General features: G+C 73.4%; 17 protein-coding genes. 10 read left to right on the top strand and 7 right to left on the bottom strand.

The window, feature by feature from the left end:
• Positions 1–15: 15 nt before the first annotated feature.
• From JK356_RS19505 to thpR, 5 genes are all read right to left on the bottom strand, one after another.
• Positions 16–1,989, bottom strand: coding sequence for an ABC transporter ATP-binding protein (locus JK356_RS19505; RefSeq protein WP_201869972.1), 1,974 nt, complete (start codon positions 1,987–1,989; stop codon positions 16–18).
• Positions 1,986–2,876 (bottom strand): ABC transporter permease, encoded by an 891-nt coding sequence (locus JK356_RS19500; RefSeq protein WP_201869971.1) that lies wholly within the window; start codon positions 2,874–2,876, stop codon positions 1,986–1,988. The genes JK356_RS19505 and JK356_RS19500 overlap by 4 nt, the downstream gene beginning before the upstream one ends.
• A 76-nt stretch (positions 2,877–2,952) precedes the next feature.
• Complete coding sequence (locus JK356_RS19495; RefSeq protein WP_201869970.1) at positions 2,953–3,900, bottom strand: ABC transporter permease; 948 nt, start codon at positions 3,898–3,900, stop codon at positions 2,953–2,955.
• Between the two features lie 4 nt (positions 3,901–3,904).
• The gene (locus tag JK356_RS19490) at positions 3,905–5,503 is read right to left on the bottom strand and encodes an ABC transporter substrate-binding protein (protein WP_201869969.1); all 1,599 of its coding nucleotides are present in this window, start codon (positions 5,501–5,503) and stop codon (positions 3,905–3,907) included.
• Between the two features lie 235 nt (positions 5,504–5,738).
• Entirely contained in the window at positions 5,739–6,308 is a 570-nt protein-coding gene (gene thpR / locus JK356_RS19485) for an RNA 2',3'-cyclic phosphodiesterase (protein ID WP_201869968.1), read from the bottom strand.
• Positions 6,309–6,379: 71 nt separating this feature from the next.
• Between thpR and JK356_RS19480 the strand changes: the two genes are divergently transcribed.
• From JK356_RS19480 to JK356_RS19465, 4 genes are all read left to right on the top strand, one after another.
• On the top strand, positions 6,380–6,820 hold the full coding sequence (locus tag JK356_RS19480) for an archease (protein WP_201869967.1): 441 nt from the start codon (positions 6,380–6,382) through the stop codon (positions 6,818–6,820).
• 32 nt (positions 6,821–6,852) lie between these two features.
• On the top strand, positions 6,853–8,283 hold the full coding sequence (locus tag JK356_RS19475; RefSeq protein WP_307815765.1) for an RtcB family protein: 1,431 nt from the start codon (positions 6,853–6,855) through the stop codon (positions 8,281–8,283).
• A 125-nt stretch (positions 8,284–8,408) separates the two neighbouring features.
• A complete protein-coding gene (locus tag JK356_RS19470; protein ID WP_201869966.1) occupies positions 8,409–9,593 on the top strand; it encodes a zinc-dependent alcohol dehydrogenase in 1,185 nt (394 codons plus the stop codon).
• Positions 9,594–9,908: 315 nt separating this feature from the next.
• Complete coding sequence (locus tag JK356_RS19465) at positions 9,909–11,222, top strand: MFS transporter (RefSeq protein ID WP_374100686.1); 1,314 nt, start codon at positions 9,909–9,911, stop codon at positions 11,220–11,222.
• Positions 11,223–11,364: 142 nt separating this feature from the next.
• Here the strand turns inward: JK356_RS19465 and JK356_RS19460 are convergent, their stop codons facing one another.
• Positions 11,365–11,553, bottom strand: a complete 189-nt coding sequence (locus JK356_RS19460) for a DUF2795 domain-containing protein (protein WP_201869964.1) — start codon at positions 11,551–11,553, stop codon at positions 11,365–11,367.
• Between the two features lie 105 nt (positions 11,554–11,658).
• On the bottom strand, positions 11,659–12,960 hold the full coding sequence (locus tag JK356_RS19455) for a hemolysin family protein (protein ID WP_201870034.1): 1,302 nt from the start codon (positions 12,958–12,960) through the stop codon (positions 11,659–11,661).
• 554 nt (positions 12,961–13,514) lie between these two features.
• Between JK356_RS19455 and aroF the strand changes: the two genes are divergently transcribed.
• The 6 genes from aroF to JK356_RS19425 form a co-directional block, all read left to right on the top strand.
• Positions 13,515–14,558, top strand: coding sequence for a 3-deoxy-7-phosphoheptulonate synthase (gene aroF / locus JK356_RS19450; protein ID WP_201869963.1), 1,044 nt, complete (start codon positions 13,515–13,517; stop codon positions 14,556–14,558).
• A 384-nt stretch (positions 14,559–14,942) separates the two neighbouring features.
• Positions 14,943–15,386, top strand: a complete 444-nt coding sequence (locus JK356_RS19445) for a cold-shock protein (protein WP_236671614.1) — start codon at positions 14,943–14,945, stop codon at positions 15,384–15,386.
• Between the two features lie 124 nt (positions 15,387–15,510).
• The gene (locus JK356_RS19440) at positions 15,511–16,398 is read left to right on the top strand and encodes a ParB N-terminal domain-containing protein (protein ID WP_307815764.1); all 888 of its coding nucleotides are present in this window, start codon (positions 15,511–15,513) and stop codon (positions 16,396–16,398) included.
• A 274-nt stretch (positions 16,399–16,672) separates the two neighbouring features.
• Positions 16,673–17,752, top strand: a complete 1,080-nt coding sequence (hppD, locus tag JK356_RS19435) for a 4-hydroxyphenylpyruvate dioxygenase (protein WP_201869961.1) — start codon at positions 16,673–16,675, stop codon at positions 17,750–17,752.
• A gap of 303 nt (positions 17,753–18,055) precedes the next feature.
• Positions 18,056–20,026 carry an ABC transporter ATP-binding protein gene (locus tag JK356_RS19430; RefSeq protein WP_374100683.1) on the top strand — a complete coding sequence of 657 codons (1,971 nt, stop codon included), beginning with the start codon at positions 18,056–18,058 and terminating at the stop codon, positions 20,024–20,026.
• A gap of 72 nt (positions 20,027–20,098) precedes the next feature.
• Positions 20,099–21,895 (top strand): condensation domain-containing protein (locus JK356_RS19425; protein WP_201869959.1); only part of this gene is annotated, 1,797 nt, incomplete at its 3' end.

Raw genomic sequence — 21,895 nt, 5'->3', positions numbered from 1 at the left:
CGCTGGCCGGGCACGTCAGCCGTCGGCCAGCAGCTCCTCGGCGAAGTGGCAGGCGCTGCGGTGCCCCGGGCGGATCTCGCGCAGCGCCGGGGCCTCGGTGGCGCACCGGTCACGGCCGTCACGGTAGGCAGGGCCGATGGGGCAGCGGGGGTGGAAGCGGCAGCCGGGCGGCGGGGCCAGCGGACTCGGCAGCTCGCCCGCCAGCGGCGGGGCGGCCTGCGCGCGCCGCCCGGCCGCGGCGGCGCTGGGCTCGGGCACCGCCGCGATGAGGCTGCGCGTGTACGGGTGCAGCGGGGTGTCGATGACCGGCAGCGTCGGCCCGGTCTCCACCATCGTGCCCAGGTACATCACGCCCGTCCGGTCCGTGAAGTACCGCACCAGGGACACGTCGTGGGAGATGAACACGTACGACAGGCCGCGCTCCGCCTGGAGCTCGTCCAGCAGGTTGATGACCTGGGCCTGGAGCGAGACGTCGAGTGAGGACACCGGCTCGTCGCAGACCAGCACCTGCGGACCGACCGCCAGGGCACGGGCGATGGCGATCCGCTGGAGCTGGCCGCCGGAGAACTGCCCCGGCCGCCGGTCCAGCACCTCCGGCGGCAGACCGACCGCCCGCAGCAGCTCCTCGCAGCGCGCCCGCCGCGCCGCCCGGTCCGGCGCCAGGCCGTGGACGAGCAGCGGCTCAGCGAGCAGCGCGCCGACCGTCAGCCGCGGGTTGAGCGAGGCCAGCGGGTCCTGGAAGATCATCTGCACCCGGCGGCGGAACGCGGCGAGCCGCCGGCCCCGCAGCCCGGTCACGTCGGTGCCGTCCGCCTCGATCCGGCCCGCCGTCGGCTCGTCGGCCCGCACCAGCAGCCGCGCCAGCGACGACTTGCCGCAGCCCGACTCGCCGACGATGCCGAGCGTTTCACCGGGCCGCACCTCCACGTCCACGCCGTCGACGGCGCGCACCAGCCCGGACCGGCGGCTCAGCACGCCGCCGCGCACCCGGTGGTGGCGCCTCAGGCCGACGCCCCGCAGCACCGCGGGCCGCTGGGGGCCGCCGCGGGCGGCGGGGCGCGGCGCGCGCGGCGGGCCCACGGGCGGGGCACCGCCCGCCTCCGCGCCGTCCGGCTCCGCCGGCTCCCCGGGGGCCGCGCCGATGACGGGCAGCCGCCGGTCGCGCGGGGTGCCCATGCGCGGCACGCACGCGATCAGACCCCGGGTGTAGGGGTGGCGCGCGGACGTGAACACCGCGGGCACGGCGGCCCGTTCGACGACGCGCCCGCCGTACATCACGACCACGCGGTCGCACAGCCGCGCCACCACGCCGAAGTTGTGCGTCACCAGCACGATGGCGGTGCCCAGCTCGCGGTTGAGCCGGGCGAAGACGTCCAGCACCTGCGCCTGCACCGTCACGTCCAGCGCCGTCGTCGGCTCGTCCGCCACCAGCACCTCGGGATCGCCGCTCATGGCCAGCGCGATCATGATGCGCTGCCGCATGCCGCCGGAGAACGCGAACGGGTAGTCGTGGAACCGGCGTTCCGGGTCGGGGATGCCGACCAGGCGCAGCAGCTCCAGGGCGCGGGCGCGGACCTTGCCGCGGCTCCACCCCCGGTGGTGCAGCCGTATCGCCTCCTCGAGCTGGCGGCCGGTCTTCATCACCGGGTCCAGCGAATTCATCGGGTCCTGGAAGACCATCGAGATGACCGAGCCGCGCAGCGCGGACCGTTCCGCCTCGGGCATCGCGAACAGGTCCCGGCCCCGGTATTGGACCGTGCCCGCCTCGACGCGGCCCGGCGGCCGGACCTCGCCGAGCAGCGACAGGGCGGTGACGGTCTTGCCCGAGCCCGACTCGCCCACCACCCCCACGGTCTCGCCGGCCCGCACGTCCAGGTCCACGCCGCGCACCGCGCGGACGTGGCCGGCGTCCGTGCGGAAACCGACGTGCAGGTCACGGACCTCGATGAGCGTCTCACCTTCCGCCACGGGCTGTCTCCTCGCGTTCATCGTCCGGCAAGCTCCCGGTTGAGGGCGTCGGCGAGCAGCGTGAAGCACAGCACCAGCGCGCTGATGACGACCAGCGGCCCCACCGCGTAGAACGGCGAGGACGTCAGGAACGTCAGGCTGGCGTTGAGCAGGCTGCCCAGCGAGGCGTCCGGCGGCGGCACGCCGAGCCCCAGGAAGCTCAGGCCGCCCTCGAGGAACACGGCGGTCGAGCAGGCCAGCGCCGTCTGCACCAGCAGCACGTCGAAGCAGTTGGGCAGGATGTGCCGCAGGTACAGCCGCGCGGTGCCCACGCCCAGCACCCGCTCGGACAGCACGTAGTCGCGCGCGCTCTGCGCGCGGACGGCGCCGCGCACCACCCTGCCGAACACCGGCGTCGTCGCCACCGCCGCCGTCACGATGACGGCCCCGGTCCCCACGCCCATGACGGCGGCGACGGCCAGCCCCAGGATCAGCGCCGGGAACGCCAGCACCACGTCGAAGAACCGCTGCACCGGCGTGTCCGTCCAGCGCCCCGCCGTCGAGAACAGCCCCAGCAGCCCGCCCGCCAGCAGCGACAGCGGCACCGAGGCGACGATGACGAGCAGGCTCACCCGCACCCCCGCCAGCAGCCGGGCCAGCAGATCGCGCCCGAGCTCGTCGGTGCCCAGCGGGTGCGCCGCCGAGGGAGCGGCCAGCGCCTCGTCGGACGCCAGCTCGTTCGGCCCGTAGGGCAGCAGCGGCGGAACGGCGAGCGCGGCCAGCGCGATCAGCACCAGCACGCCCAGGCTCACGCCGATCGCGGGCCGCCGCAGCAGCGCGGCGGCCGAGGCGGCGCGGCCCCGGCCGCCCGGCACGGCCGGCGGCTGGGCGGCGGCGCCTCCCGCGACGCCGGGTGGCGGCTGAGTCATGGCTGCCCTCCCCTCCTGTCGGTGGTCCTGTCCGGGGCGCACCGGGCGGGTGCGCCCGCCGCGCCCGGTCCGCTGGTCACGTCTGCTCCCGCACCCGCGGGTCGATGGCGGCGCAGACGACGTCGCTCAGCAGCTGGAGCGTGATGAACACGGCCACGGCCAGCAGCAGCAGCGCCTGCACCACCGGGTAGTCGCGGGCCTCCGCCGCCCGCACCATGGCCTGGCCGAGCCCCGGCCAGGCGAAGACGCCTTCGACGATCACCGCCCCGCCGAGCAGGTTCCCGATCTGGATGCCGAGCACCGTCACCACCGGCCCGACCGCGTTGGGCAGGCCGTGCCGCACCAGCAGCCGGGCGCCGCGCAGCCCGCGCATCCGCGCCGCGAAGTAGTACTCCTCGGCCATCGCGCGCTGCAACGAGGCCGTCAGGAACCGCGCCAGCACGGCCGCCGCGGGCAGCGCCAGGCACAGGCTGGGCAGCAGCAGGAACTGGACGCTGGCGGCCGGGTCGTCGAAGAACGACACGTACCCGCCGGACGGCAGCAGCCGCAGCCCCACCGCGAAGACGAGCACGAACACCACGCCCGTCACATACGTCGGCACCGCCAGCATCAGCACGTTGATTCCCGCCAGCAGCGTGCGCAGCCAGCCGGCGCGCACCACGGCCGCCGCCACGCCGAGCGGGAACGCCAGCAGCAGCGCGAGCACCACGGCGCTCGCCGCCAGCACGCCGGTGTTGCCGATGCCGCGGCCGACGATCTCGGAGACCTCCGCGCCGTTGACGAACGACGTCGACAGGTCGCCGCGCAGCACCCCGCCCAGCCAGTCGCCGTACTGCTCGGCCAGCGGCCGGTCCAGCCCCAGCTCGTGGCGGGCCGCCGCCACCGCCTCCGGCGAGGCGTCGGGTCCGGCCAGCGTGGCGGCCGGATCGCCGGGGGCCAGCCGCAGCACCAGGAAGACCGGCACCGTCGCGAGCAGCAGCACGAGGAGGCTGGTGGGCAGCTTGCGCAGCAGGTACCGGAGCATCGCCTCACTCCTCGGCCAGGTAGGCGTCGTCCAGGTCCAGGTTGTTGAACATCGTGTAGCCGATGCCGCGCAGCGCGTCCGAGAAGACGAACGACTGGGCGCTGCTCACCAGGTCGATGACGAACTGCTCCCGCAGCAGCAGCTGCGTCACCTCGCGGTAGGCCCGCGCGGCCTCGGCCTCGCCGGTGGCTTTCCACGCCTCGTCCGCCAGGCGCCGGTACCGCTCGCTGACGAAGTTCGAGGCATTGGCATGGGCGTTGAAGGGGAACGCGCCGTTCAGCAGCGTGGCGGGGTTGAGCTGGCCGAAGCCGTGGCCGGCGACCCACAGGCCCGGCAGGTTCGCGGTGCTCAGCCGGTTCTGGAAGTCAGCGGGCTGGAACACCGTGATCTCCACGTCAAGGCCGATCGCGCGCAGCCCGTCCTGCACGATCTCGGCGGTGGAGCGGTCGCCGCCCGGTTCGCTGGAGCGGACCGCCAGCTCCAGCCGGGCGCCGGTGACGCCGGCCTCGCGGAGCAGGGCGCGGGCACGGGCGGGGTCGTGCCGGTAGTGGCGGGCGGCGTCCTCGTCGTAGGCGGGGTTGGACGGCGTCCACGGGCTGGAGGCGGTGCGGCCGACGCCGTCGACGACCATGCGCAGGATCTTGTCGCGGTCCACGGCGTAGGCGATGGCCTGGCGGACCCGCCGGTCGTCCAGTGGCTCGACCGCCAGGTTGCAGCCGAGGTAGTGGCCGTAGTCGCTGGTGTCCAGCTCGTGCACGGTCAGGCGCTCGTCGGCCCGCACGTTGTGCAGGTGGCTGCCGTTGAGCTGGAAGCCCAGGTGCGTCTGGCCGCTCTGGAGCGCCGCCACGATGGCCTGCTGCTCGCCGACCACCCGCAGCTCGGCCTCGTCCAGGTAGGGGCGGCCCGGCTTCCAGTAGCGGGGGTTGCGGCGGAAGGACATCGACACGCCGGGGCTGTAGTCCGTGAAGACGAACGGGCCGGTGCCGTTGAGGACGCTGCCGGTCTCCAGCTCGGCCAGCGTCTCATGGTCGGCGATGAACATGATCTCGCACAGGTCGAAGAAATTGCTCACGCCGTGCGCCAGGCGCAGCGTCACCTCGTGCGGCCCGGTGGCTTCGGCGTCGGTGACGGCGGCGGCCGTGGACCGCAGCTGTCCGGGCGCGCCCTCCTCGCTGGCCTGCCAGCGGATGTTCGCCACCACATCCTCGGGCCCGAACGGGCGCCCGGAGTGGAAGCGGACGTCGTCACGGAGCCGGAAGACGACGGTCCGGCCGCCGTCGCGCACCTCCCAGCCGGTGGCGAGGGACGGGCGGGGGCGCAGCGTGGCGTGGTCGTAGACCGTCAGCGTGTTGAACACCAGCCGCTGCCAGAGGGCGTTGACGGTGTTCTGCTGACGGAACGTCGCGAAGTTCACGTCCTCGGCCTGGGCGAGCAGCAGCCTGCCGCCGCGGCGGCTGCCGCCGGAGCGCTCGCCGACCTGACGCGCCACCAGGGTGCAGCCGGGCAGGCCCGCGGCGGTCAGGGCCGCCGCGCCGCCGAGGCCCGCGCGGCGCAGCAGCGCGCGCCGGGACAGCGCCCGGCCGGTCACTGGCCCAGCAGACATCGGTGTCCTCTCGGGAAGCCGGCATCGCAGCGTTGTGCGGCGTTTCAGTGCACGCCACCTAAGCAGCGCGGGCGGAGAGGCGGCAAGACCGCGCCGCCAGGCAACGGTGACCGCGGGGGTGCGCCGTCGTCACGTGGGTGAGGCAAGGCGGTGCTCAGCGCCCCGTCACGGCAGGACAGCGCGCCCGATGATGCCCGGGTCCGTCCAGAAGATGACCAGACAGCCGCGGGTCCGTTCAGCCCGTCAGCGGCCAGACCCCGGCCGTCTCGTACCGGGGGCGCGTCCCCGGGGGAGCGTCCGCCGGCGGCGGGACGCTGTGCAGCAGGCGGAACTCCGCCACCGTCCACGCCCCGCCCGCGAAGCCGGACAGCGCCGTGGCGAACGGCGCCAGGTCCGCCCCGTCCCGCCGGGCCCGCGCCAGCGTCAGGTGCGGCTGGTACCCGCGGCGCTCCCCGCCCCCGGCCCCCGACCGGCGCCCGGCCGCCTCCGCCGCGCCCGCCAGGCGTGCCAGCGTCCCGGTCTCGCCCTCCACCCCGGCCCACAGCACGCGCTGCCCGAACCGCCCGCCGCCCGCCAGCCGCAGCCGGTGCGGCGGGCAGCGGCGCGCCGCGCGCGCCAGCCGCTCCCGCAGTGCGGGCACCACGGCCTCGCCGACCTCCCCGTAGAACGCCAGCGCCACGTGCCACCCCGCCGGGTCCGCCCACCGCAGCCGGCCGGCGCCGGGCAGCGCCCGCACCGGTGCGAGGGCGCGCGCCAGCTCACCGCGCGCACCGGCCGGGGGGACGACCGCGGCGAACAGTCTCATGCCCCGATTCTCCGCCCGCGCCGCCCGCCGCGCGGCTGCGGGCCGCGCCGGCCCGCGCGAGCATGGAAGAGATGGCAAGCGACACCGGCGGCTCCCAGACCGCGAGCGGCTACCGCGCCGTCCCGCACACCGCCGACCTGCGGGTCGAGGCCTGGGCACCCACCCGCGAGGAGTGCCTGGCGCGGGCGGTGCACGGCGTCGTGGCGTCGTTCGCCGACACCTCGGCCGCCCGCCCGGTCCGCACCCGCCAGGCCACCGTGACCGCCGGCAGCGACGACGACCTGCTGGCCGCCCTCATGGACGAGATCGTCTACCGGCTCGACACCGACGGCGAGATCCCCGTGGACGTCCGGATCGACGCCGCCCCCGGCGGCGTGCACGCCCGCCTCTTCATGGCCGAGGCGGACCGGCTGCCGCTGACCGGCGCCGTCCCCAAAGCGGTGACGCTGCACGGCCTGTCGCTGCGCTGTGACGGCGCGCGCTGGACGTGCGCGGTGACGCTCGACGTGTGACGGCACACCCGCCACGACAGCGGAGGCACACCGTGACCCAGACCGCCGCAGAGATCATCCCGGACGGGCCCTGCCGCTACCGGATCCCGCGCCGCGGCGCGATGCGCGTGCCCGGCATCGTGTTCGCCAGCCCGTCGCTGCTGCCCGAAGCCGCCGGCGACCAGGCGCTCGCCCAGGTCGCCGCGGTCGCCGAGCTCCCCGGCATCACCGGCGCCTCGTACGCCATGCCGGACGTGCACTGGGGCTACGGCTTCCCCATCGGCGGCGTCGCGGCCACCGACGTGGACACCGGGGGCGTGATCTCGCCCGGCGGCGTCGGCTTCGACATCTCCTGCGGGGTGCGCCTGCTGGCGGCCCGCTGCGACCGCGACGACCTCGCCCCGCACCTGGAACCCCTCATGGACGCCCTGGGCCGCGCCATCCCGCGCGGCGCCGGGCGCGGCGCCGTCTGGCACCTGAGCCGCTCCCAGCTCGGCGACGTCCTCACCGGCGGCGCCCGCTACGCCGTCGAACGCGGCCACGGCGTGCCGCGCGACCTCACCCGCTGCGAGGACGAGGGCATGCTGCCCGGCGCCGGCGCCGGGCAGCTGAGCGACCGGGCCCGCGCACGCGGCCTCGGCCAGCTCGGCAGCCTCGGCTCCGGCAACCACTTCCTGGAGGTCCAGGCCGTGGACGCCGTCTACGACGACGCCGCCGCCCGCGCCATGGGGCTGCGGGAACGCCAGGTCTGCGTCATGCTCCACTGCGGCTCGCGCGGCCTGGGCCACCAGATCTGCACCGACCACGTCCGCACCATGGACGCCGCCATGCGCCGCTACGGCATCACGGTCCCCGACCGGCAGCTCGCCAGCGTCCCCGCCGACTCGCCCGAGGGCCGCGACTACGCCGCTGCCATGGCCGCCGCCGCGAACTACGCCCGGGCCAACCGCCAGCTGCTCGCCGAGGCCGCCCGGCGCGCCTTCGAGACGACCGCCGGCACCGCCCTGGACCTGGTCTACGACGTCTCCCACAACCTCGCGACGATGGAGACCCACCAGGTGGACGGCGTCCCCCGGCGCCTGTGCGTCCACCGCAAGGGCGCCACCCGCGCCCTGCCTCCGGGCGCCCCCGGCCTGCCGCCTGACCTGGCGGACACCGGCCAGCCCGTCCTCATCCCCGGCACCATGGGCACCGCCTCCTACGTGCTGACCGGCACCCCGGACGGCGGCGCCTGGCACTCCACCTGCCACGGCGCGGGCCGCGTCCGCAGCCGCCACCAGGCGGCGCGTGAGACCGACGGCGGCCGCCTGCGCCGTGAGCTGGCCAGGGCGGGGGTCGTCGTCCGCGCCGGGACCGGCCGGGGCCTCGCCGAGGAGGCGCCCGCCGCCTACAAGGACATCGACGAGGTCGTGGCCGCCAGCCAGGGCGCGGGCCTGTGCCGCACGGTCGCCCGGCTCGTCCCGCTCGGCGTCGTCAAGGGCTGAGCCCGCCGGCGGCCGCCACGTGCCGAATGCGGCCCGGCGGGTACCCGCCCGGCGGCACGCCGTGGTGACCACGACGGGTGACACGGCGTGACACGAACGTGACGGCCAGCGGTAAGGAGCGTCCGATGAAGGCTGTGGTGTGGCATGGCAAGCGCGACGTCCGCGTCGAGCGGGTCCCGGACCCGGTGATCAAGGAGCCGACGGACGCGGTCATCCGCGTCACCTCCACCGGGCTGTGCGGCTCCGACCTGCACCTGTACGAGGTGCTGTCACCGTTCATGACGCCCGGTGACATCCTCGGCCACGAGCCCATGGGCGTCGTCGAGGAGACCGGCAGCGAGGTCACCGGCCTGGCGCCGGGGGACCGGGTGGTCGTGCCGTTCCAGATCGCCTGCGGCCACTGCTACATGTGCGAGCGGGGGCTGCAGACCCAGTGCGAGACCACGCAGGTCAGGTCCGAGGGCATGGGTGCCGCCCTCTTCGGCTACACCCGCCTGTACGGCGCGGTCCCCGGCGGGCAGGCCGAGTACCTGCGTGTGCCGCAGGCGCACTACGGCCCGGTCCCGGTCCCGCCCGAGGTGCCGGACGACCGGTACCTGTATCTCTCCGACGTGCTGCCCACGGCCTACCAGGCCCTCGCTTACGCGGACGTGCCCAAGGGCGGCACGCTCGCCGTGCTGGGGCTTGGCCCCATCGGCGACATGGCCTGCCGCCTCGCGCTCCACCAGGGCGCCGGACAGGTCATCGGCGTGGACCTGGTGCCCGAGCGGCTGGCGCGCGCCCGGGGGCGCGGCGTGACGGCGCTGGACCTCGTCGCGCACGACGGCCCCGACGGCATCGTCGAGGCGATCCGGGACCGGACCGACGGGCGGGGCGCCGACGCCGTGATCGACGCCGTCGGCATGGAGGCCCACGGCAGCACCGCGGGCAAGCTCGCGCAGAATCTCGGCGGCATGCTGCCCCGCAAGGCCGCGCAGCGCATCGCCGGCAAGGCGGGGGTCGACCGCCTCAGCGCGCTGTACCTGGCCATCGAAGCCGTCCGCCGCGGCGGCACCCTCTCGCTCAGCGGCGTCTACGGCGGCATGGCCGACCCGCTGCCGATGCTCACGCTGTTCGACAAGCAGATCCAGCTGCGGATGGGCCAGGCCAACGTGCGGCGCTGGATCCCCGAGCTGCTGCCGCTGCTGACCGAGGACGACCCGCTGGGCACGGCTGACTTCGCCACCCACCACCTGCCGCTTGACCAGGCACCCCAGGCGTACGAGATGTTCCAGCACAAGGACGCGGGCAAGATCGTCCTGTGCCCGTGAGCGGGCCGGCGCCTGCGGGTGTGAGCAACCGCACCCGAAGGCCCGGAGGCCAGGCGGCACAAGGGATGCAGCGCGGTGAGGGGCCCGCCGGGGGCAGGGCTGGGTGATCTTGGTCTTCCCGCCCGGCGCAGGCGGATGCCAGGGTGGTCCGCGCTGGTCCGGCGCACCGGCGCGCCGACTCACCCCACCCCCCACCCCCCACGCCCTGGCATGTCTGTGCTCAGTCTTCTCACCCCGCGCCGCCCCGCCCCGGCGTCCGGCGGCGACCCGGCCCGCGCCAGCCGTTCGCCCTGGCGGTCCCTGCGGTACCCCAGCATGCGCTGGTGGTCACTGGCCAATCTGGTCTCCAACGCCGGCACCTGGATGCAGCTGACCGTGCAGAACCTCCTGGTGCTCCAGGTCACCGGCTCGGCCGCCATGACCGGCGTGTCGCTGGCGGTCCAGGCGGGCCCCGGGCTGCTGCTCGGTCTGCTCGGCGGCGCCGCCGTCGACTCCTGGCCGCGCAAGACCACCGCCGCGCTCAGCCAGGCGGCGCTGGGCCTGGTCGCCTTCGCCACGGCCGTCCTGGTCGCCTGTGACCTGCTCAGCGTCCCGGCGCTGCTGGCCATCGCGGCCGTCACCGGCACCATCGCCACCGTCGACGCGCCCGCCTGCGCCCTGCTCGGCAACGACCTGGTCCCGACCAGGGACGTGCCCTCGGCGATCGCCCTGGGCTCGGCCGTGCACAGCATCGGCCGCCTGGCGGGCACGGCGCTGGCCGGCGGCGCGGTCGCGCTGTTCGGCACCGCCTCCGCGTTCCTCGCCAACGGCCTGTCGTTCGCCTTCGTGGCGGCCGTCATCCCGTTCCTGCGGCTGATCGACCGCTCTGACGAGGCCGGCGCGACCGGGGAGACCAGCGAGGCCGGCGGCGGTGCCGCCGGGGACAGCGGGCACACCGCCGGGAAGCGGCGCGCCGCCTCGCCCGCCGAGGGGCTGCGCTTCTTCCTGGGCCGCCCCACCCTGGTGGCGCTGGCCGGCATCACCGCGGTCAGCGCGGTCTTCGGCCGCAACTACGCCCTGACGCTGGCCGTGCTCGTCACCGGGCCGCTGGCCGCGGGCGCCGGTGCGTTCAGCACGGTCTCCACGGCCCTGGCCGCCGGCGGCATCGCCGGCGCGCTCCTGGCGGGCCTGCTCCAGCGCCCGTCCGTCCGGCTGGTCGCGGGCATGGCCGCCGCGGGCGCGCTGCTCCAGATCCTGGCGGGGCTGACGCCGTCGCTGGTCCTGCTGGTCCTGCTGGTCGTGCCGATGGCCGTGGTCGAGTCGGTCTCCGACACCGCCGGCACGACGGTGCTGCAGACGGACCCGCCGCCGCGGATGCGTGGCCGGGTGCTGGGCGTGTGGCGGAGCCTGAGCACCGGCTGGGGCCTCGTCGGCCCGCCGGTGATCGGCGCGCTGATGGAGGTGGCCGGCGCCCGGGCCGCGCTGGTGATCGGCGGCGTGCTGATCGTGGCCGCGGCCGGCGGCGGCGCCCTGGTGGCGGCCCGCCGTACGCGCCGCATGAGCCGTGCGGCCGCGGACACGGTGGCCGTGCCCGCGGCTGCCGTGCCCGCCCCGCGTCCGGCTGAGCCGGAGCCGGTCGCCGCGGCCTGACCCCGGCTCCTGCCCGCGGCACCACGAGGCCGCCCCGCCGCTGCGCGCGGCGGGGCGGCCTCGTGCTGCCCGGCCGGGGGTACGGGCGTGCTGGCTGCTCGCCTGGCCGGACTCGCCTAGTCGAATGCCCTAGTCGAATGCCCTAGTCGAATATCGCCTTCTCGACCTCGTTGGGTCCGTCGAACCGCTTCTGCTTCAGATGGCTGATCTTGTCCACCATCTCGTCGCTGGCGCCGTTCCGCTTCGCGGTCCTCGTCAGGGACTCGCGGTCAGCCGGGTATGTCTCGCCCTTGAGCGCCTTCTGGACCTCGATCGGGCTGGGCTTTCCCATGATCTCGTCTTCCCTTCGGCTGGTCGGGGACGAGCCCCGGGTACCCGCCGCCCGTCCGGGGCACTCGGCTGTCCCGGCGCGCACCCCTGGTGCCGGGACCCGGCGTCACCGCCCGGCGTCCGGCGGCGCCGTCAGCCGCACCCGCGCGGCCCGGTGGCGGGCGGTGACCAGGACGGTCAGCCGCCAGCCCGCGATCTCCACGCTGTCGCCCGGAACGGGGATCCGGGCGAGCACCGTGGCGATCAGACCGGCCAGCGTCTCGTAGGGCCCGCCGGGCACGTCCATGCCGAGCCCGGCGAGCTGGTCGGTCCGCACCGCCCCGTCGGCCTCCCAGGTGGCGGGCCCGGTGCGGACCAGGCCCGGCGGCTCGGCCGGGTCGTGCTCGTCGCTGACCTCGCCGACGACCTCCTCGACGATGTCTTCCAGCGTGACCACCCCGGCGGTGCCGCCGTACTCGTCGACGACGACCGCCATCGAGCGGCGCCCGTGCAGCCGTTCCAGCAGCTGGTCGACGGGGAGGGTGGCCGGCACGAGCAGCGGTTCGGTGGCGAGGCGGCCGATCGGGGTGGCGGCGCGGTGCGGCTCGTCGATCGCCAGCACGTCGCGCACGTGCACGATGCCGGTGATGTCGTCGAGGCCGCCGTCGCAGACGGGGAAGCGGGACAGCCCGGTCTCGCGGGTGAGGCGGGCCGCGTCGGCGGCGGTGGCGGTCAGCGGCAGCGCGCGCACGTCGACGCGGGGCGTCATGATGCTCTGCGCGGTCAGCTCGCCGAGGTGGAGGGTGCGCACGAACAGCTCGGCCGAGTCGGAGGGCAGCACGCCCTCGGCGGCCGAGTGCCGCGCCAGGGCCACCAGCTCCTGCGGGGAACGGGCCGACGCCAGCTCCTCGGTGGGCTCGAACCCGAGGTAGCGCACCAGCCGGTTGGCGGTCTCGTTGAGGTGGCGGATGAACGGGCCGAACAGCGCGGTGAACGCCTGGTGCGGGCGGGCGATGGCGCGGGCCACCCGCAGCGGCCGGGTGATCGCCCAGTTCTTCGGCACCAGTTCGCCGACGACCATCAGCATCACCGTCGAGACGGCGACGCCCACGGTGAGCGCGAGGGAGGCGGCGGCGCCCGCGGGCAGCCCGGCGGCGCGCAGCGGCCCGCGCAGCAGGGCGGCGAGCGAGGGCTCAGCGAGCATGCCGATCACCAGGGACGTCACGGTGATGCCGAGCTGGGCACCGGAGAGCTGGAAGGTCAGCGACCTGGCGGCCCGCAGCGCGGCCGGCGCACCGGGTTCGCCGGCCGCGGCGGCGCGTTCGAGCTCCCCGCGCTCCACGGCCGTCAGCGAGAACTCGGCGGCGACGAAGACGGCGCACGCCAGGGTGAGCAGCGCCGCCGTGAGCAGCAGGAGCAGCTCGGTCAGCATGCGGGGCCCGCGAGGACGGTGACGGGGCCGGCGGGCGGGCGGGGGCGTGAGCGTGGCATGGCTCCTCCGAGACGGTTCCGGTCTGCCGGGCAGGAGAGGGAGTCCTTCTCCACGTGTCCAGTCGTCCCACCACATCGGCGGAAGGCGGCCGGGACTTGACGGGCCGCCCGGGCGCTGTTGCCCGGCGCTCCGGGACGGTCCCCGGCGTGGCCGCGGAAACGGGGGCGGACGCCGCGGGTGGACGCGGTTGTCGGCGGTTCGGGGCACTCCTACGATGAGAGCGCAAAGCTGGCTTTTCCCCTCACGTGGAAAGACCAGTGACAACAGGGGTTCAATCAGGAAAGGGCGCCGGTCTGGGTCTGGTGCCCGTTCACTGCGGGGTCACGGCGGCTGGTGGGGGGACGGCGGGACGAACGGGACGCCGGGTACCCGCGCGCGCTCTTCCCCACGGGCCACCGCGGCTCTCGTCGTCACCGCCTGTGAGCTTGGCGGTGCCGCCGTTCATCCACCGGACCGGGACAGCCCGGCCCCCCTCACGGGAGGAGCACCCCATGGTTGTGGTGATGGCCCCGGAGGCCACCGACGAGGATGTGGAGGACATAGTCAGCCTGGCGCGCACCATCGGCGCCAGAGCGTTCGTCAGCCGGGGGGTCTCCCACACGATCGTGGGACTCGTCGGCAACGTGGAGGAGTTCGGGGCGCTGAACCTCCGCAGCCGCCGCGGCGTCGTGGACGTGGTGCGGATCTCCGTGCCGTACAAGCTGGTCAGCCGGGAGCATCATCCGGCGCGCTCCGTTATCCGGGTCGGTGACGTGCCGATCGGTCCCGGCACGCTGACCGTCATCGCCGGGCCGTGCGCCGTCGAGACGCCCGAACAGACTCTGGCCGCTGCGCGGATGGCGAAGTCCGCGGGGGCGTCGCTGCTGCGGGGCGGCGCCTACAAGCCGCGAACGTCGCCGTACGCCTTCCAGGGGCTGGGGGAGGCGGGCCTGCGGATTCTGGCGGAGGTACGCGAGGAGACCGGGCTGCCGGTGGTGACGGAGGTGCTCGACGCGGGCAGCGTCGACCTCGTCGCCTCCTATGCCGACATGCTGCAGGTCGGCACCCGCAACATGCAGAACTTCGCGCTGCTCCAGGCGGTAGGCGAGTCGGGCAGGCCGGTGCTGCTCAAGCGCGGCTTCAGCGCCACGGTCGAGGAGTGGCTGATGGCCGCCGAGTACATCGCGCAGCGCGGCAACCTCAACATCGTGCTGTGCGAGCGCGGCATCAGGACGTTCGAGACCGCCACGCGCAACACGCTCGACATCAGCGCCGTGCCGGTGGCGCAGCGGCTGTCGCACCTGCCGGTGGTGGTGGATCCCTCGCACTCGGGCGGCCGCAGGGATCTCGTGCTGCCGCTGACGCGGGCGGCCATCGCGGCGGGCGCGGACGGCGTGCTGATCGACGTGCACCCAAGCCCCGAGACCGCGCTGTGCGACGGTGACCAGGCCCTGGTCGATGCCGACCTGCGCGAGGTGGCCCGCGCCGCGGCGGTCCTGTCGCCGGTGATGGGGCGCAGCCTGACGCCGGCGGCGGAACCAGCCGGAGTCGGCTGAGGCGCGGCAGCGACGATACTTTCTTCCCTCTCCGGCACCCACTTCTGCGGCCAATGCGGTCAATGAAAGGTAAAATTCCAGCCTGTCGGAGTGGAATTATTCTTCCGTGTTAATAAAGAGCTGCTAATGAGGTGTCAGCGGTGCTTGTGTGACTGCTGTTGCCTCCGGTGATTGAGAAATTAAAGACGCGGGTCCGGTGTCCAACTTCTGCCGTGGTCACCCCTTGTGGAATTGTAAACCGAATGCCTGGCTGTCTTCCGTATCGGTGTGTCATTGCCTCTACCCGCTGGGGTTCGTCGCGGCTAAGGTATGGGTCAGCCTGGCGAGGATCAATTCGTTAGTTTCGCCGGGCTGTGGACGGTTTGAAGGAGAGGTTGAGCGGCATTGGCTACGGGCAGGATCCTGCAGTTTGACGAGATGCGCGGCTTCGGGTTCATCGGTGCCGATGACGGCGGTGAGGACGTGTTCCTGCACACCTCGGTCTTCGACGGTGACCCCAGTGACCTGGTGCCCGGCGCACGCGTCGAATTCCAGGTCATGGCAGGAGGGCGAGGCAGGAAGGCATTCGCTGCGCACCTGCTCGACGAGGAAACCACCAAGGCGGAAGTCCCCGTTCCGGTGCATCGCCGGGAGCCGGACACGGCCGATTCGGCAGCGGCTTCGTCAGAGGAGACGGGGATGTGTGACGTCTTGTCTCAGGGCGAGTTCAGGAGCGAGGTCACCGAACTTCTCCTGGAGGCAGTACCCAGCCTGACCGGGGGGCAGCTGGTGGAGATCCGGCACAGCCTGCTGGATTTCGCCAAGAAGCGTGGATGGGTTGATACCTGAGTCGTGAGGAGCTGGAGTGGAACCTGGACGAGGGGATATCGAGCACGAACCGGTATGCGAGGTCGACGTCAGATTGCTCAAGGTCGCTGACTCGCCTCGGATTTCCGGGGAAAACTCGGAGCACGTGGAGGCACTCGCCGCGGCGCAGAACCAGCTTCCGCCCATCATCGTGCATCGCGCGACGATGCGCGTGATCGACGGCCTGCACCGGTTACGAGTCGCCCAGCTCCGGGGGCAGGACAAGATCGCAGTCAGGTTCTTCGACGGGGATGAGGCCAACGCCTTCGTGCTGGCGGTCAAATCGAACATCATGCACGGACTTCCGCTGTCCCTGGCGGACCGGAAGCACGCGGCGGCGCGCATCGTCGCCTCGCACCCGGAGTGGTCCGACCGCATGGTCGCCTCGGTGACCGGCATCGCGGCGGCGACGGTGGCGGAGATACGCCAGCGGGTGACCCGGGGATCGGACAGCGGGAACGTGCGGATCGGCCAGGACGGCAGGGCACGTCCCGTCGACGGCACCCGCGGCCGCCTGCTGGCCTCGCAGCTGATCGCGTCCGACCCCAGCCTGTCGCTGCGCCAGATCGCCCGGGCCGCCGGCATCTCGCCGGAGACGGCACGGGACGTCAGGAACCGGCTGCGCCGGGGAGAGGACCCCCTGCCGAGCAGACGCAAGAGAAGCCAGGCGGCCGACCACCACCCGCAGCCGGGCAGACCGGCCGAGATAGGCGGCGGTCCCGGGCCAGCGCAGGCGTCGGCCCAGGACCGTGCGGCTGTTCTCGAGCGCCTGCGTGCCGATCCGGCGCTCCGCTTCTCCGAGACCGGACGTCATCTGCTCCGGCTGCTCAACGTCCTGACCATACGGGCCGAGGAGTGGGACAAGATCATCGACAACGTCCCGCCGCACTGCAGCAGTATCGTCGCCCAGCTGGCGAGAGAATGCGCAGAAATCTGGAACGAATTCGCGGCGCGAACGGAACTGCGCGCCGCTGACATGGCCTATCTGGCGTAGCGCGGCCGCCGATGCTGGCGCCGGCGCCCGCCTGTCCGGGGAAGACGCCTGGGCGGGCTCGACCCGGAGCGGCGCTGGTGCCAGCATCGGAACAGAAAACCCCTATGCCGCTTGGGCCTTGGTCCACGGCCATCCGCCCCGTCCAAGTGCTGGTCTCCACCGGTTGGACGAGGAAACGCCCGCCCGAAACACCGGATCATGAAAAAGGGGAGGGCGGCAGCCCGCGGCACGAGGCGCAGGACGAGACGACCACGGCGCACGCGAAGGTAATGCCATGGAAATCCGCACCATCGACCACGTCGAACTCTACGTAGAGGACGCGGAAGAAGCGTCCAAGTACCTGTGTGAGTCATTCGGCTTCGCGGTCCACGGCCGCGGCACGGCCGCCGGTGACACCACGGGCACCACCCCTCCCACGTCCCTCCTGCTGCGGCAGCGCGACATCACCCTGCTGGTCACCTCCGCCCCCGCCGGCGGCCACCGCGCGGCCGACTACGTGCGGCGGCACGGCGACGGCGTCGCCGCCATCGGTGTCACCGTCGACGACGCCGAAGCGGCGTTCGCCGAGGCCGTCGAGCGCGGCGCCGAGCCGGTCTCGCCGCCGCGCGTGCTGCAGGACGGCGACACCCGCGTCACCATGGCCTCCGTGACGGCCTTCGGCGACGTGGAGAACCGGTTCGTCTCGCGCCGCGGCACCCGCTTCGCGCCCGGTCTCATCGAGGAGACCACCCCGGCGGCCGGCTCCGCCGGGCTGTTCCGCGTCATCGACCACCTGGCGGTGTGCGTGCCCCCCGGCGAGCTCACCGAGACCGTCCGCCGCTACCAGGAGGTCTTCGGCTTCGCCGAGACCTTCGAGGAGCAGATCATCGTCGGTGAGCAGGCCATGGACTCCAAGGTGGTGCAGAGCGCGTCGGGCGCCGTCACCCTCACCATCATCGAGCCGGACACCACCCGGGCCCCGGGCCAGATCGACGAGTTCATCAGCAGCCACGGCGGCGCCGGCGTGCAGCACCTGGCCTTCCTTACCGAGGACATCGCCACCGCCGTGCGCACCTGCACCGATCGGGGCGTCAGCTTCCTGACCACCCCGGCCAGCTACTACGACGCCCTGCCCGGCCGTCTCGGCCCGGTCAGCGTCCCCCTGGACACGCTCAGGGAACTCCACATCCTGGCCGACCGCGACTACTGGGGCGTCATGCTCCAGATCTTCACGCGCTCCCGGCACCCCCGCCGCACCCTCTTCTACGAGCTGATCGACCGCAGAGGCGCCCGCAGCTTCGGCAGCAACAACATCAAGGCCCTCTACGAGGCTGTCGAGCGGCAGCGGGCCGCGGAGGGCGGTGACCGCCCCTGACGGCGCGCACCGGACAGCGGCTCCGCCCCCGCGGCCGGCCGGCTCCCGAGAGCCGGCCGGCCGCCGCATTTCCGGGTATTTTTGCTTCTATTCATCCGCCGGCATCCCAGGAAAAAGCCATGTCAAGCTTGCTCGAAGCGCGGCTTGGGTGCCTGGTTTGACGGCGGCTCCGTGAGTATCGTCGTACGTCGTGGGCTGAGCGCGTGCTGCCTTGAGAATGGGGGTGGCGGGCCCCCGCCGGCACCTCTGGGAAATCCCTAGCAGGGAGGTTTCTGCGACATGAGCTTGCAAGGCTCAGGTCCCATGGTGAGCGTCATCGGGGCCCCCGAGAATTCCCTGACAAAGCAGCGCCTCACGCCGGGAACGATCGGCCGGGTGCTGCGTTACGCACGGCCTCACCGGCGCCTGCTTATCTTTCTCCTTTTCACCACCGTCATCGGGTCGTTCGTCGTCGTCGCCATACCACTCATTCTCAGGGAGATCATTGATGACGGCGTGATGCGGGGAGACAAAGGGCTCGTCGTCTCGATGGCCCTCCTCGTCGCGGGACTGGCCTTGGTCGATGGCCTCACCCAGCTCGGGCAGGCCTACTTCTCCGCCCGGATAGGCCAGGAACTCACCTACGACCTGAGGGTGAAGGCGTTCGCCCACGTCCAGAAGCAGCCGCTGGCCTTCTTCACCCGCACCCAGACCGGCTCGCTCGTCAGCCGGCTCAACGCCGACGTGATGGCTGCGCAGCAGGCGCTCGGCACCGTGCTGATGTCCTTGTCCAGCGTCTTCACGCTGGTGCTGGTGCTGACCGAGATGTTCTATCTCTCCTGGGTCCTCAGTTCCCTCTCTCTCGTGGTCCTCCCGCTGCTCGCCATCCCGTCCGTGGTCATCGGCCGCAGGGTCCAGCGCTACTCCCGCCAGCAGATGCAGGTCAACGCCGAACTGGCCGGCACCATCAACGAGCGCTTCAACGTCGGCGGCGCCATCCTCGCCAAGCTCTTCGGCCGCCCGCGGGAGGAGGCCGAGACCTTCGCCAGAGGCGCCGGCCGGGTCCGGGACATCGGCGTCAGGTGGGCGGTCTACAACCGCCTGCTGTTCATCCTGATGACGCTGCTCGCCACCCTGGTCACGGCTCTCGTCTACGGCCTGGGCGGCACGATGGTCATCGACGACAGCTTCCAGATCGGCACGCTGGTTGCTCTCGCTGCCTTGCTCGGCCGCCTCTACGCCCCGATCACGCAGCTCGCGAGCGTGCAGGGGCACGCGCTGACCGCGCTGGTCAGCTTCGACCGCGTCTTCGAGATTCTCGACCTGAAGCCGCTCATCCAGGAAAAGCCCAATGCCGTGCCGCTGCCCGCGCGAGCCGACGGCTCCGCCCCCGCCATCGAGTTCGACGGCGTGGCGTTCCGCTACCCGAAGCCGAGCGACGTGTCGCTGCCCTCCCTGGAAGCCATCAAGCGTGCCGCGGGCGAGCGCACCCAGGACCCCCCGTACGTCCTCACCGACATCAGCTTCCTGGCCTCCGCCGGCAAGCTCACCGCCCTCGTCGGCCCCTCCGGCGCGGGCAAGACCACCATCACCCACCTCATCACCCGTCTCTACGACCCGACGGCGGGCAGCGTCCGCATCGACGGCCACGACCTGCGCGACGTCACCCTGGAGTCGCTGCGCGGCACCATCGGCGTCGTCACCCAGGACGCCCACCTCTTCCACGACACCATCCGCGGCAACCTCACCTACGCCCGGCCGGAGGCGAGCGACGAGGAGCTGATCGAAGCGTGCCGGGCCGCCCAGATCTGGGACCTGATCGAGTCCCTCCCCAGCGGCCTCGACACCGTCGTCGGCGACCGCGGCTTCCGCCTCTCCGGAGGCGAGAAGCAGCGCCTCGCCGTCGCGCGGCTCCTGCTGAAGAAGCCCTCGGTCGTCGTGCTCGACGAGGCGACCGCACACCTCGACTCGGAGTCCGAGGCGGCCATCCAGCAGGCGCTGAGCGCGGCGCTCGCCGGCCGTACCTCCGTCGTCATCGCGCACCGGCTCTCCACCATCCGCGAGGCCGACCAGATCCTCGTCATCGACGGCGGAACCGTCCGCGAACGCGGCACCCACGAGGAACTCCTCGCCCACGACGGCCTCTACGCCGAGCTGTACCGCACGCAGTTCGCCCCGCAGGAGCCGCCGGCCGGGGAGGGGACACCGCGCCGCCCCGATCCCGGCGGAGCAACGGACGGGCTGCCCCGGCAGGGCGGCATCGTCCCCGTCGCCCGCCACGGCACCGACCGCTGACAGCAGCCCTCACCGCTACTTCCGGCCACCATGGGGGAAAAGATGACCAGCACGGCCAACTGGCGTCTACCGTTGTCTGAATCTCAGTCCGGCATCTGGCTGGCGCAGCGGGTGGAAGGCACCCGCCGGCAGTACAAGGTCGCGCAGTACCTCGACATCACCGGCCGGGTCGACCCCGCGGCCTTCGAACGGGCGCTGCGGGCGACGGTCGCGGAGGCGGAGGCCCTGCACGTCCGGTTCGTCGAAGCGGGAGACGAGGTCTGGCAGGTCCACGCCCCCGCCGAGTGGGACCTGCCCGTGCTCGACCTGCGCGGCGAGGACGGACCGTTCGCCGCGGCGGAGGCCTGGATGCGCGCCGACCTCGACCGCGAGCGGACACGGGACGACGAACCGCTCTTCTCCTTCGCACTGTTCCGCCTCGCGGACCAGCGCTGGATCTGGTACCAGCGCTACGACCACCTCATCATGGACGGCTTCGGCTGCACGCTGATGGCGCGGCGCACCGCCGAGCACTACACCGCGGCACTGCGCGGGACCGCGCCGCGCCAGGCGTTCGGCAGCCTCCGCGAGGCGCTCGCCGAGGAGCGCGACTACCACGGCTCGGGCCGCCACGAGGCCGACAGGCAGTACTGGCTCAACCGCTTCGGCGACCACCCGGAACTGGTCGCCGCCCCCGGCCAGCCCGCCACCACCGGTGAGAACGCGCTGGTCCTGCGCAGCGCGGGACACCTCCCGCCGGAGAACGTCACCGCCCTCTTCCAGCTGGCCCGGGATATTGGCGTGAGCTGGCCGCGGCTGATCGTGGCCGGAGCGGCCCTGCTCACGTCCCACCTGACAGCTGCGCCCGAGGTGACGCTCAGCCTGCCCGTCGCGAGCCGCACCACCTCGCTGGCGCGCCGCACGCCCTTCCAGATGGCGAACGTGCTGCCGCTGCGGCTGCGGGTGTCCGGCGACATGAGCTTCGCCGACCTCGTCCGGCAGGCCGCCCGCGAAGTCGACGGTCTGATGCGCCACCAGCGCTACCGGGGCGAGCGGCTGCGCACCGACCTGGGCTGGCCTCACGGCGACCGCTGGTACTTCGGGCCGTTCGTCAACATCGTCCAGTCCGGCGAGGTGCTGCGCTTAGGCGACAGCCCGGCCGTCATCAAGGACGTATCGCTGCGGCGGGTCGAGGAGTTCAGCGTGCTCGTCGGCGCGCGGCCCGGCAGCCAGGGGCTGTCGGTGGAGCTGGAGCCGAACACGCGCCGGTACGACCGCGCCTGGGCCCAGTCGGTCCACGCCACCCTGCTCCACACCCTCCAGGCCGTGGCCCGTGACCCCGGCGTGCCCCTGGCCAAGCTGCAGCCCGCAGAGCCCGCGCAGGCCGAGCGGGTCCTCGGATGGGGCACGGGCGACCCCGGCACGCGGCGCGGCTCCGTGGTGCGGCGCGTGGAGGCGTGGGCCCGTGAGACGCCTGACGCGCCCGCCGTCGTCGGTTTCGTCGGCGGCGAGGAGACCGAACTGACGTACGCGGAACTGTGGGAGCGCGCCGGCGCGCTGGCCGGGGTGCTGGCGGCGCTGGGAGTAGAACCGGAACGCAGAGTGGCGGTCGTCATGGACCGCGGCCCGGCCTGGGTGGTGTCCCTCCTCGCGGTCTGGCGGGCGGGCGGGACGTATGTGCCGGTGGACACGGCGTGGCCCCGGGAGCGGGTGGCGCTGGTGCTCGGTGAGACGCGGCCCGAGGTGACCGTGTGCGGCCCCGGCGCGGGAGAGGACTTCTCCGGGCGGGTGGTGCGGGTCGATGAGGCCGGTCACGTGGTGGACGACAGCGGCGCCGGGGCGGCAGCGCGCCGGGCGGCACCGGTCGTGGACACGGCCGACGACAACGCC

Source organism: Streptomyces sp. 7-21, assembly GCF_016741785.1.
In the GTDB taxonomy this organism is placed as follows: Bacteria; Actinomycetota; Actinomycetes; order Streptomycetales; family Streptomycetaceae; genus Streptomyces.
The sequence above is the reverse complement of the archived record's forward strand: the minus strand, read 5'-3'. Positions and strand labels throughout refer to the sequence as shown.

Excerpts from the sequence above, each read along its gene's own strand:
- JK356_RS19500 (WP_201869971.1), bottom strand. The coding sequence starts at position 2,876 with ATGACTCAGCCGCCACCCGGCGTCGCGGGAGGCGCCGCCGCCCAGCCG.
- JK356_RS19470 (WP_201869966.1), top strand. The coding sequence starts at position 8,409 with ATGAAGGCTGTGGTGTGGCATGGCAAGCGCGACGTCCGCGTCGAGCGG.
- JK356_RS19495 (WP_201869970.1), bottom strand. The coding sequence starts at position 3,900 with ATGCTCCGGTACCTGCTGCGCAAGCTGCCCACCAGCCTCCTCGTGCTG.
- JK356_RS19505 (WP_201869972.1), bottom strand. The coding sequence starts at position 1,989 with ATGAACGCGAGGAGACAGCCCGTGGCGGAAGGTGAGACGCTCATCGAG.
- hppD (WP_201869961.1), top strand. The coding sequence starts at position 16,673 with ATGGAAATCCGCACCATCGACCACGTCGAACTCTACGTAGAGGACGCG.
- thpR (WP_201869968.1), bottom strand. The coding sequence starts at position 6,308 with ATGAGACTGTTCGCCGCGGTCGTCCCCCCGGCCGGTGCGCGCGGTGAG.
- JK356_RS19480 (WP_201869967.1), top strand. The coding sequence starts at position 6,380 with ATGGCAAGCGACACCGGCGGCTCCCAGACCGCGAGCGGCTACCGCGCC.
- JK356_RS19430 (WP_374100683.1), top strand. The coding sequence starts at position 18,056 with ATGGTGAGCGTCATCGGGGCCCCCGAGAATTCCCTGACAAAGCAGCGC.
- JK356_RS19490 (WP_201869969.1), bottom strand. The coding sequence starts at position 5,503 with ATGTCTGCTGGGCCAGTGACCGGCCGGGCGCTGTCCCGGCGCGCGCTG.
- JK356_RS19460 (WP_201869964.1), bottom strand. The coding sequence starts at position 11,553 with ATGGGAAAGCCCAGCCCGATCGAGGTCCAGAAGGCGCTCAAGGGCGAG.
- aroF (WP_201869963.1), top strand. The coding sequence starts at position 13,515 with ATGGTTGTGGTGATGGCCCCGGAGGCCACCGACGAGGATGTGGAGGAC.
- JK356_RS19465 (WP_374100686.1), top strand. The coding sequence starts at position 9,909 with ATGCGCTGGTGGTCACTGGCCAATCTGGTCTCCAACGCCGGCACCTGG.